The sequence below is a fragment of the Bradyrhizobium sp. LTSP885 genome, from assembly GCF_000938305.1.
GTDB lineage: Bacteria > Pseudomonadota > Alphaproteobacteria > Rhizobiales > Xanthobacteraceae > Bradyrhizobium.
On record NZ_JYMT01000028.1, the window covers coordinates 17,355 to 28,779 of the forward strand.

10 protein-coding genes are annotated in these 11,425 nt (G+C 64.0%); 3 read left to right on the top strand and 7 right to left on the bottom strand.

What is annotated here, in order from left to right; genetic code table 11:
• Positions 1 to 19: 19 nt before the first annotated feature.
• From UP09_RS18415 to UP09_RS18425, 3 genes are all read right to left on the bottom strand, one after another.
• The gene (locus UP09_RS18415) at positions 20 to 2,026 is read right to left on the bottom strand and encodes a S9 family peptidase (protein ID WP_052833131.1); all 2,007 of its coding nucleotides are present in this window, start codon (positions 2,024 to 2,026) and stop codon (positions 20 to 22) included.
• A gap of 69 nt (positions 2,027 to 2,095) precedes the next feature.
• Positions 2,096 to 3,526: an MFS transporter gene (locus UP09_RS18420; protein WP_082070186.1), complete on the bottom strand. Its 1,431-nt coding sequence runs from the start codon at positions 3,524 to 3,526 to the stop codon at positions 2,096 to 2,098.
• A gap of 180 nt (positions 3,527 to 3,706) precedes the next feature.
• Complete coding sequence (locus UP09_RS18425) at positions 3,707 to 4,213, bottom strand: YciE/YciF ferroxidase family protein (RefSeq protein WP_044539683.1); 507 nt, start codon at positions 4,211 to 4,213, stop codon at positions 3,707 to 3,709.
• Positions 4,214 to 4,608: 395 nt separating this feature from the next.
• Here UP09_RS18425 and UP09_RS18430 point away from each other — a divergent pair, with 395 nt between their 5' ends.
• Positions 4,609 to 5,685: a lysylphosphatidylglycerol synthase transmembrane domain-containing protein gene (locus tag UP09_RS18430; protein WP_044539684.1), complete on the top strand. Its 1,077-nt coding sequence runs from the start codon at positions 4,609 to 4,611 to the stop codon at positions 5,683 to 5,685.
• A 97-nt stretch (positions 5,686 to 5,782) separates the two neighbouring features.
• The gene (locus UP09_RS18435) at positions 5,783 to 7,729 is read left to right on the top strand and encodes an SGNH/GDSL hydrolase family protein (protein ID WP_502689063.1); all 1,947 of its coding nucleotides are present in this window, start codon (positions 5,783 to 5,785) and stop codon (positions 7,727 to 7,729) included.
• A 120-nt stretch (positions 7,730 to 7,849) separates the two neighbouring features.
• On the opposite strand, the gene UP09_RS18440 is transcribed toward UP09_RS18435, so the two are convergent.
• Together UP09_RS18440 and UP09_RS18445 are read right to left on the bottom strand one after the other, a co-directional pair.
• On the bottom strand, positions 7,850 to 8,425 hold the full coding sequence (locus UP09_RS18440; protein WP_044539716.1) for a DUF2147 domain-containing protein: 576 nt from the start codon (positions 8,423 to 8,425) through the stop codon (positions 7,850 to 7,852).
• Positions 8,426 to 8,551: 126 nt separating this feature from the next.
• Entirely contained in the window at positions 8,552 to 9,580 is a 1,029-nt protein-coding gene (locus tag UP09_RS18445; protein ID WP_044539686.1) for an NAD(P)/FAD-dependent oxidoreductase, read from the bottom strand.
• 162 nt (positions 9,581 to 9,742) lie between these two features.
• On the opposite strand from UP09_RS18445, the gene UP09_RS18450 reads away from it, so the two are divergent.
• On the top strand, positions 9,743 to 10,204 hold the full coding sequence (locus UP09_RS18450; RefSeq protein WP_044539717.1) for an acyl-CoA thioesterase: 462 nt from the start codon (positions 9,743 to 9,745) through the stop codon (positions 10,202 to 10,204).
• 11 nt (positions 10,205 to 10,215) lie between these two features.
• Here UP09_RS18450 and UP09_RS18455 read toward each other — a convergent pair whose 3' ends face one another.
• Together UP09_RS18455 and UP09_RS18460 are read right to left on the bottom strand one after the other, a co-directional pair.
• Complete coding sequence (locus UP09_RS18455; RefSeq protein ID WP_044539687.1) at positions 10,216 to 10,536, bottom strand: 2Fe-2S iron-sulfur cluster-binding protein; 321 nt, start codon at positions 10,534 to 10,536, stop codon at positions 10,216 to 10,218.
• A 163-nt stretch (positions 10,537 to 10,699) separates the two neighbouring features.
• Positions 10,700 to 11,089: an Hpt domain-containing protein gene (locus UP09_RS18460; RefSeq protein WP_044539688.1), complete on the bottom strand. Its 390-nt coding sequence runs from the start codon at positions 11,087 to 11,089 to the stop codon at positions 10,700 to 10,702.
• Positions 11,090 to 11,425: the final 336 nt, after the last annotated feature.

Here is an 11,425-nt window from a genome sequence, read left to right on the forward strand (position 1 = left end):
GGATGTCACACACTTCATCTCATCCGCGGAGTCCCGGCACCAGTTCACCCCCGGTCTCGATCTTCAGCGACGAGCCGGCAAAATCATTCCCGATCGGCTGGCAACGGCCGCCGAGATGCTTGGCGAGAAATGCTTCGGTCACGCCATAGCAGGCAAGCCGGTTCTCCGGCCGGACAAATCCGTGGCCCTCGTCGGCAAAGGTGATGTAGGTCACAGGCACACCGCGCTGCTTCAGCGCCGCAACCATTTGCTCGGACTCGGCGGCAACCACCCTGACGTCGCGCATGCCCTGCGCGATCAGGATCGGCCGCTTCACACGATCGATATGCGTCAGCGGCGAACGTTCGACCAGGAATGCGCGGCCGGCTTCGGTGTCGGGATCACCGAGCCGGTTCTTCCAGACGCTCATCCACGGCCCCCAATAGGGTGGGATTGTCGCCATGAAGGTGACGAGGTTGGAAATGCCGAACAGATCGACGATGCAGGCGAAGACCTCGGGCGTCTTCGTCGCCGCCATCAGCGCCGAATAACCGCCGTAGCTGCCGCCGAAGAAGCCGACGCGTCCGGGATCGGTGATGCCTTGCGCGATCGCCCAATCGACCGCGTCGATCAGATCGTCATGCATCTTGCCGCCCCATTCGTGGTCGGCGGCGGTCACGAAGGCTTTGCCGAAGCCGGTCGAGCCGCGATAGTTGACGCTGAGCACCGCATAGCCGCGGCTGGCGAGCCATTGATGGATCGAGCTGAAACCCCAGGTATCGCGCATGTAGGGACCGCCATGGATCACCAGCACCAGCGGCACGCGACCCGCTTCGGCCTCTCGGGGCAGCGTCAAATAGCCGTTCAGGCGCAGGCCGTCGCGCGCCGGGATGACCACCGGCTGCAGCTTGCGCAGCGCCACGTCCGCCAGCGACTTGCGCTGGGTGAACAGCTTGCGGACCTCGCGCGTCCCGCGATCAAGCAGCGCGTATTCGCCGCTTTCGGTGTCGCGCTCGTAGTAGACGCTGCCCAGCCGAAGATCGTCGCTGTTGGTGACGAAGGTGATGTCGCCGGTACCGTGACGGGTCAGATCGGCGAGATCCTGTGCCACAGCCTGATCGACGGCATGCCAGCGCATGCGATCGGTATTGGCCATCGCCGCAAGCGGCCGCCGGTTTTCGTCGAAGATGGCCAGCGCGATATCGGCATCATCGTCGGCGGCGAGCAGCGTCGTCTGGCGCGTCGCCATGTCGAGGGCGAAGAACCCCGCCTTGTCGCGGCCGCGTGAATCGATCAGGTAAAGCGTCTTGCCGTCGGCGCTGAAGTCCAGCAGGTCGGTCGTGTCGACGTCGGCAATCGGCACCGTCATGAACGGCACCCAGTCGCCGTCCGGACGACGCTCGAAGATTTCGGCGGCCCCCTCTGCGTTGATGCGCGACCCCAGCCGCAACTGAAATGCGCTGTCGGTGATCAGTCCCAAATACTGGCTATTCTCGTAGACGAGTTCGCTCGTGCCCGTCACGATGTTGACCCGGAACAGATCGAAATAGCGCTTGTCGCGCTCATTGTGCCGCAGCAGCATCTGCTCGGGAAACTTGCGGTCGGCCTCCTGCTTGAACGACTTGACGCCTGCCTCCGGCGTCAACGGCACGATCGCGCCGCTGACGATGTCGACGCTGGCGGCGCGCAGATTCTCGTCGCCGTCGCGATCGCGGAAGAACACCAAATGGCGGTTGGTGTAACCCCAGCTGTGATAGGTGGCGATGTTGCGGTCGGTGGCGCGGGTGACCGGCCGTGCGGCTTTCAGATCCGCAAGCGGCGCGACCCACAGATTGTTCACGCCGTCGACCGGCGCGATATAGGACAGATGCGTCCCGTCCGGGCTGAGGCGGACGTTGATGTAATCCGGATTGTCGAAGAACACCCTGCGAGCGACCAGATCGGGCGTCTGCGCGTGGGCGGCACCGCGCAGGCTCATGAACGGCAGCGATGCGCCAAGCGCGGCGGCGCGGCTCAGGAGCAAGCGACGGTCGATTGGCGCGCGCATTTGATCTGCCTCCCGTCGGCGACGGTCGCCGACGGGAGCAAGTTTAAATGCAGCCCCAACGCTCCGCAATCAGTGGCTGCGATCATTTCCGGGCATGTGATTATGCGCCATCCAGATCAGTGCACCCGCCGCAAGCAGCACACCGGCCGAGACGGCGAGCGATACGTGCAGACCGGTGATGAAGGCCGAGGACTGGCCGACCAGCGAGCCGAACAGGGCGACGCCGAGCACGCTGCCGGTCTGCCGCGTCGCGTTCAGCACGCCGGCGGCAATGCCCGAGCGCCGTGGCTCGACGCTGCGGAGCAGGGTCGAGGTCAGCGGCGGCACCAGGAGGCCGAGCCCGGCGCTCATCGCGATCAGTTGCAGGCAGATCGCCCAATAGCTGGTGGCGTGATCGATGCCGAGCATCGCCAGGCATCCCGCAGCCGACAGCGTCGTCCCGAGTGCAATGGTCGCAGGCGCACCGATCCGCTCTGCGATGCGCGCCGCGATCAGATTGGCGGGCAGCACCGCGCCCAGCATCGGCACGAAGGCAAGGCCGGTCTCGAACGCCGACAGGCCGTTGATCCGTTGGAAGTAGAGGCTGAGCACGAAGATCAGGCCGTAGAACGCGACATTGACGAGGAGGCCGACCAGCGAGGCCAGCGCGAAGGTTCGTTGCCGGAATAGCGACAGCGGCAGCATCGGCTGCGGCGCGCGCGCTTCGCGCCAGACGAACAGCGCCGCGAAGACGGCAGATGCGACGAAGCCTGCGATCACGAACGGATTGTTCCAGCCGAGCGCGCCGCCCTCGATCAGCGCACCCGCGAGCGTGCCAAGCGCGGCGACCGCCGCGACCTGGCCGGGCAGGTCGATCTCGTGCCGGGGACTGCGCGTGGTCTCGCTGGCAAAGCGCCAGGCCAGCCAAAGACCGGCCAGCCCGATCGGCAAATTGACCAGGAAGATCGCGCGCCAGCCGACCAGGGTGATCAGGACGCCGCCGACGAACGGACCCGCGGTCAGCGCAAGGCTCGCGCCTGCAGCCCAGATGCCGACGGCGCGTCCCCGCGCCTTCTCGTCCGCATAGGCATGGCGAAGCAGCGCCAGCGAATTTGGCACCAGGATGGCCGCCGCCAATCCCTGCACGCAGCGCGCCGCGATCAGCGTGACGGCGTCAGGCGCAAGCGCGCAGCCAACCGAGGCCGCGGTGAAGATCGCGAACCCGGCCATGAAAACGCGCTTGGCGCCGACGCGGTCACCAAGCGCGCCCGCCGTCAGGATGAACGCGGCAAAGGCGATGGTGTAGGCGCTGACCACCCATTGCAGTTCGGCAACGCCGCCGCCGAGCGAGGTGCCGATCGCGTTGAGTGCGGTGTTGACGATGGTGACGTCGAGCTGAACGACGCCGTAGCCGAGACTCATCGCGGCAAGCGTGAGGTTTGCCGCAAGCCCGGTCGAGTGCGGACCGGACGCCGCGGGTTGACCCGGCACAGGCAGCGCGGTCGGAAATGTTTGTCGCATGAGTTCACTCCGTATGCGAAACCAATGCGAGAGATAGGCAATCGTTTCGATACGACACTTCGCTATGGATCGAACTGTGATGTCGAGCGCTGTCTGCACCCGTCGACGCGAAAACGCCGCCCGCGGCCCGTCCCCCGCGCGGCGTTTTGCCTCAATAGACCTACTGACTAGACTTATTGATTAGCCGGCGGCTCGTATATTGACCTGGCCTTCCGCCAGCGAGGTCAGCTTCTGGTCGGTCATGCGCTCCTCGTCGAGCGTCTTCTGCAACACGGCGGCACAGTCGTTACGGCCGAGCTGGCGCGCCCACGCGATCAGGCTGCCGTAACGGGTGATCTCGTAGTGCTCGGCGGCCTGAGCCGCGTTGATCAACGCGGCGTCCAGCACGTGCTTGTCGGCGACTTCGCCGGTGACCTCGTCGGCCTCCTCGATAATGCCGTCGATCGCGGGACAATTGACCGCCCTGATTTCGGCATTATGCATCTGGAAAACCTGCTCGAGGCGCTGCACGTGAACCCTGGTTTCGTCGAGATGCGTCAAGAAGCCCTGCTTGAGCTGCTTGTCGGTGGCCTTGTCGGCCATTTTCGGCAGCGCTTTCACGAGCTGCTTCTCGGCATAGTAGATATCCTGCAGCTGATGCACGAACAGGTCGTTCATGGTTTTGATGTCTTTGCTAAACAGTCCCATCAAGGGTCCTTTCCGTTTCCGGGGGACACGGCAGGCGCGGGCTTCCTCACCCTTGCACCGCTGCCATGTCCGATTGCCGATATGAGCGCTAACCGGCGCGCACGGCGGACGTTCCTGTGAAACCCGTGAAATCCGGGAAAACAGATTGGGAACAGCGGACGTGAGGCAAATCCGCGATTTGGGAATGGCTGGGCTGCGACTCACTATCCCCAAGGGCACCCCATATGTAGCCCGTGTGACAATGACGACGGACGGGGGCCTAAGCTTGACTTGTCAAGGGCTGCACAAGGCATCGGTTTTGCCTTATGGATCATCGCGCACGGTGCGTTTGCCCGTCGCCCGTCGCCGTCCGTGACCGGGTCTTAACTGAAATCGCCGCCCCGCCGGGAGGATGAATGAATCGGCTGCTGACCACGCTCGGGCGTGGCTTCAAGGAAAAGATCGGCTGGAAACGGCTCGGGATCGCTGCAAGCGTGGTTATCATTGCGTTCGCGATCACGACCCTGGTCCACACGCTGAAGGGCGTCGACACCGGCATTATCCTGACCGCGCTGACCGACATCGCGCCGCACCGGATCGCGCTGGCCGCGCTCTGCGTGGTCGGGGCGTTCTGCACCCTGACCTTCTACGATTTCTTCGCGCTGCGCACGATCGGCAAGACCCACATCCCCTACCGCATAGCGGCCCTCTCGAGCTTCACCAGCTACACGATCGGCCACAATATCGGCGCCACCGTCTTCACCGGCGGCGCGATCCGCTTCCGGATCTATTCCGATTACGGCCTGACCGCGATCGACGTCGCCAAGATCTGCTTCCTGTCGGGACTGACCTTCTGGCTCGGCAATCTGTTCGTGCTCGGCTTCGGCATGGCCTGGCAGCCGGCTGCGGCGTCGGCGATGGACCTGCTGCCGCCGGCGATGAACCGCCTGATCGCGATCGGTTGCCTTGCAGGCATCGCGGCCTATTTCGTCTGGCTCCTGACCGGCGAGAAGCGCCGCGAGCTCGGCCAGAACGGCTGGAAGGTGGTGCTGCCCTCGGCCAGGCTGACGCTGCTGCAGATCATCATCGGCGTGGTCGATCTCGGCTTCTGCGCGCTTGCGATGTATCTCTTGATGCCGACCGACCCGCATATCGACTTCGTCTCGCTGGCGGTCGTGTTCATCCTGGCGACGCTGCTCGGCTTTGCCAGCCACGCGCCCGGCTCGATCGGCGTGTTCGACGCAGCGATGCTGGTGGCGCTGCCGGAATTCGGCAGAGAGCAGTTGGTGGCGACGCTGGTCGTGTTCCGCATCCTCTATTTCCTGATCCCGTTCGGGATTTCGGTCTCGATCATGGGCGCGCGCGAGCTGTGGCTCAATGTGGTACTGCCATGGCAGGAACGGAAAAGACTAAGCCAGGCCTGCACGGCCTCGGCGACCGTGCGGCAGCCGATCGAAAGCCGGCAGCAGCGGATCAAGCGGCTGAAACGGTAACAGCGAAATTATCGATCCTCGCTGCGTTTTTCGGCTGCCGCCCCTATTCTCTTATTTTCGCCTTACCGCTAACGTCAAACGCGCCATGGTTGGTTTTTTGGCTCGATTTCCGCTTCGTTTGACCGTTTGCGGCGCGCTGCTCGGCGCTGCGCTGTCAGCGGTATACGCATCCGCCGCACAGGCGCAGGACGCGCCGCTGCAGATCTCATGGGAGGTCCGCAACCGCTTCCGTCTGTTCCGCGAGGAACGCGACTTCCGGCTCCATGTCGAAAGCGGCCTCGGCCGCAGCGTGCTGGCCTCGGAGCAGGCGCTGGAAGTGCAGAGCGACGGCCGCGGCTGGGCGCGCAGCATGGTCAACCGGCTCTGCATCGATACTCAGGGCCGCGTCAGCGAGCCCTGCACCCGCGACAACGTCAAGGAAAGCTATTTGACGCCGATCGACCACGCGATCGCCATCCGCCTCACCGGCCCGGTCCCGGTCGGCGCGACCTGCGCATGGTCGTTCGACGACGGCGACGGACCGCAATCCCAGACCTTCGATTGCGCCGAACCGGTCAATCTGCGGGTCCGCTATGGCCGCACCACGGTCGCAACCGTCGACGTCGCAAGCGGCTCGGACGCCAACCAGCGGGTGTCGACCCAGATCGCGGTGCGCGATTTCTTCATCGCCGGGATCGGCGACAGCATCGCGTCCGGCGAGGGCAATCCCGACCGTGCGGTCGGGCTGTCCGATGACGGCTTCTGCTTCCGCTCCTACCTCGGCGGCGCGCAATATTACCGGCCGAGCCGAGCCGGCTACAAGGGCGGACGGGCCTGCGAAGCACCCGACAGCCTGTCGGTGTGGCAGCGCCAGAGCGCGCTGTGGCTCAATTCGGCCTGCCACCGTTCGCTCTACAGCTACCAGACCCGCACCGCGCTGGCGCTCGCCGTGCAATATCCGCACATCGCGGTGACCTACCTGCCGCTGGCCTGCACTGGCGCCACCATCGCCGACGGCCTGTTCGGTTCGCAGCAGGCGCGGGAATGCCTGCCGACGAAGACGGCCAATACCTGTGCGGGGACCGTCAACGGCCAGCTTTCCGAACTGGGCGCGGCGCTGGCGGCGGCAAAGCGACGTCAGCCGGACCGCACGCTCGACCTCGTGCTGCTGTCGGTCGGCGCCAACGACATCTATTTCTCGGGCCTCGTCGCCGACGTCATTGTCGACACGCCGACCGAGCGCACGCTGTTCAAGCGCGGCGGCTCGATGGCGTCAGTCGACGACGCCCGCTCGGCGCTGGCGCGCGATCTGCCGTCGGGTTTCGCCAAATTGCGCGATGCGCTGAAGCCGCTGGTCGGCGGCGACCTCTCGCACGTCATCTACACGACCTACGCCAACCCGACATTGGCCAGTGGCGGCACGCCCTGCCCTGGCGGCCGCGCCGGCTTTGATATCCACCCCTCCTTCAACGCCGATCCACAGCGTCTGGCGGCCGTCTCAAGCTTCGTGCAGAACGAGTTCCTGCCGCAGATCAAGGCGCTCGCACTGTGCGAGTCCGGCGCCATCTGCCGCAATCCGCGCAGCGACCGCATGACCTTCGTCGATGCACACCAGGACGCGTTTGCAAGCCACGGCTTCTGCGCGCGGGCATCGACGGATCCGGAGTTCGACCGCGACTGCTTCGCCGCCAATGGCGACAGTTTCAATCCGGACATTGTCTCGGCAGCCAGTCAGCCCCTGAAATGCGCCCGCAGCGCCGGCGAATATCGCGCCTACCTGCCGCGTGCGCGCTGGATCCGCGATGCCAATGACAGCTATTTCGCAGCAATGACCTATCCGCAAGGCCTGCCATCCTCGATGCAGCCGACGGACATCCACGACGCGACCTGGGGCATCCTGTCGGCGGTCTATGGCGGCGCGGTGCATCCCACCGCGGAAGGGCACGCGGCAATGGCTGATGCCGCCGTACCGGCCGCCGCCAGCGTGCTGCAGCTCGACACCGCCGTGCCTGAGGTGATTTCGCAACCGGTCGCACCGCTGCCGGCCACGCCAGCGCAGCGCTGAACGCGAGCGCCGGGGTCCTAGAGCACTTTCGGTTCTGATTGAATCAGAACCGAAGCTCTAGATTCTTGTTTTGACGCGTTTTCTTCACGCGAACCGGTATCCACTTCGCTCGAAAACGCTCTAGTGCCGCTTCGTTGCGGGTAGCGGCGGCGGTGGCGGCGGTGGTTTCACCGCGGCGGCCTGCGCCGGCAGGTATTTGGCGATGATTGAGGGATCGAGCTGCGCCATCGCGGTATCGGGCAGCCGCGTCCAGATTTCGTCCTTGCCGAACAGCGAGATGCCGAGATAGCCGCGCATGGTCAGCGTCTGCCCATCGGCGCTGAGCGTCATCTTGGCCTTGTAGACCTTGCCGTCGCGCGGATCGAGCACGTTGCCGTTCTCGTATTTCAGGCCGTCGCGCTTCATGTCGCGGATGAAGGATATTCCAAGCCAGGGCACGTTCTTGCGATCATCGGTGCATTTCGCGCAGACGGGATTGGGCGGATCGTCGGCGTCGGGAAACATCTTGGCAATCACGCCTTCGAAAATGCCGGTGTGATCAAGGATCAGAAACCACCCGCTCGGCTTGCCGTCCTCGATCTTCTGCCAGAGCCCTGCCGCCGACAGATCAGCTGCCGACGCAGCAAGTGGGGCCGCAGCGACAAGCACTGCTGCGACCGCAAAGATCAGCCGAATTTTGGCTAGCGTGTTCCGCATCGTCATCACCTGATCAATCGACAAACCGAATACTGGAGTCTACGGCCATTTCGCGGAGTGTTCCAGTACCCGCGTAACGCCCGGACACGGCTTGCAACGCAGCCCTCGGTCATAATTCGGTTGGAATCAGTTGACTCCCAATTTCTTCTGCAAGCTCGATGATGAGGTCGTGTACTGGAACACCAGCCGCTTGTCCGGATAGACGTAGCGGTGCGCCTTTTGCGCCATCAGCGCGCCCTCGTGGAAGCCGGAGAGGATCAGCTTCAGCTTGCCCGGATAGGTGTTGATGTCGCCGATCGCGAAGATGCCGGACACGTTGGTCTCGAATGAGGCGGTCTCGACCGGCACCAGGTTGTTCTCCAACGCCACACCCCAGTTCGCGACCGGACCTAATTTCATGGTCAGCCCGAAGAACGGCAATATCGTATCGCAATCGACCTTCGACATCGCATTGTCGTTGGCCTTGACGTGAGCACCGGAGACCTGGCCGCCCTCGCCTTCGAGCCCGGTGACCTGGCCGATCGTCAGATCCATCTTGCCGGAAGCGACCAGCGCGCGCATCTGCTCGACGCTGTGCGGAGCCGCGCGGAAATCGTCGCGCCGGTGCAGCAGCGTGATACGCTTGGCGATCGGGTGAAGATTCAGCGTCCAGTCGAGCGCGGAATCGCCGCCGCCGACGATCAGGATGCTCTTGTCGCGGAACTGCTCCATCTTGCGCACCGCATAGAACACCGACTTGCCCTCATAGGCCTCGATGCCCGGCACCGGCGGCCGCTTCGGCTGGAACGAGCCGCCGCCGGCGGAAATCACGACCACCTTGCACTCGAAGACCTGGCCGGCGTCGGTCGTGACGCGAAACAACGGATCGCCGATTTTCTCGATCGTCTCCACCATCTCGTTGAGATGGAAGGTCGGGTTGAACGGCTTGATCTGCTCAAGCAGCTGCTCGGTGAGGCCCTGGCCGGTGACGAAGGGGATGCCGGGAATGTCGTAGATCGGCTTCTCCGGATAGAGCTCGGCGCACTGGCCGCCGATCTTGTCGAGGATGTCGACCAGATGCGTCTTCATATCCAGCAGGCCCAGTTCGAACACGGCGAACAGTCCGCACGGACCCGCGCCAATAATCAGCACATCGGTTTTGATCGCTTCGCTCATATCCGCTTCTTTTCAGTTGGATGCGGCTGGACGGCTTTCGCCTGTCCAGCCAGAGGGGCCGGATCGGGACATGCATAATAGGGGCAGAGGCTGGCGCGGCAACCCCTTGCCGAGCTTCGACAAGTCGGCTGTATGGGCAGGAAACCGACGGAGATCCCCCTCGTGAACGCCCCGATCAGCGCTGACCAAGAGCCGCGCCTCGACGACTTCCCCTATCGCCTGTCGGATAATGTGCGCTTTGCCGATCTCGACCCGAACGGGCACGTCAACAACGCGGTCTATGCGAGCTACTTCGAAACCGGGCGCGTCACGCTGGTCAAGGACCCCGGCATGGGACTGATGCCAACGGGCCTCAGCTGGATCATGGTGCGGCTCGACATCCATTTCCGCGCCGAGCTGCACTGGCCGGGCACGATCGAGCTGGGGCTTGGTCTGGTCAAATTCGGGCGGACGTCGACCACCTTCGATCAGGTGGTGTTTTCCGAAGGACGATGCGTGGCATCGGCGAAGGCAATCACCGTCATGATCGACGAGGCCACGCGCAGGCCGTCACCGCTGCCGGCCGAGGTCAAAGAAAATTTCCGGCGCTGGGTCCGTCGCGGCTTCAATCCGGACGGCGCGTAACGGCTCTATATTTAGGCCTGCCGCTCCGGCGTCGACACGGTGAGACCGTCGAGTTCGTCGGTCACCTTGATCTGGCACGACAGCCGCGAGTTCGGCCGCACGTCGAAGCCGAAATCCAGCATGTCCTCTTCCATCGGCGAGGGTGCGCCCACCTTCTCGCGCCAGGCTTCATCGACATAGACATGGCAGGTTGCGCAGGCGCAGGCTCCGCCGCATTCGGCTTCAATACCGGGAATGGCGTTGCGAATCGCCCCTTCCATCACGGTCGCGCCGTTCTCGATCTCAATGCTGCGTTTCTCGCCGGAATGGTCGATAAAGTGGATTTTGGCCATGATCGCTCGTGCTGCCGGAATACGCCGGATCTCGGATGGAAAGGTCCCCGGCAGTCCTATAACGAGTCGATCCGCACTGCGCTAGCGCCCCGGGCGCCGAAAACCGGACGGCCGGTTCCGATCGGGGCGAGGGCCCCGGGCCGGCCGCTGGAAGGGGCTAAAGCTAGGACCGGCGCAGGATCAGGTCGATCGCCGCCTGCGCCTCGGCAATCGCGGCTGCGAGATCGGCGAGCGGTTGGGACGGATCGGAATCGGCGGAAAACGCCGTTTCCAGCCGCGCGGCAGCGTCGGCCACGGCAAATGCACCGATCGCACGCGCCGATCCCTTCAGGGTGTGGGCATGGGCAGCCCGGCCCGCCGGCATGGCGGTGAGCTCGCCCAGGATCTCGCTAAGGATTTTGGCGGATTGGGCCGAGAACATCGCCAGCACCTCCTGCTCGAGGCCGGCGTCGCCAAGCGTCATGCGCTGGAGGTGGCTGAGATCGATCGGACCGTCATCGGGGGCGAGCGGCGGCGATGGCATCCATTCAACCCGTTCGAGATGAAGTGACATTGACGGCCCCGGTCATATCCGCCGGCGCGTTCCGGCTGAGTATTTGGGGCCAGCCAATCACGAAACTGGTTAACAGATTGTTGTCGTGATTAACGGCAAAACCGCCCGATTTCAGACAAGATCCTGACACAATCAGCCGCATGCGGAAGGAATTTCGAGCACCCAGAAGGCGTTATGGCGCAAAGCTGTTAACGATGATTAAGAAAGTCTTAATCCGAACCATTTCATTCGCGTCGCTCTGCCCATAGGATGTTTGCGGATGTAGCGGACAAGCCGCCGATGGGCCGCTTGCACCGCTGTGGGCACCGGCTTCGAGCTTGCGGGGGGACGTTCGCA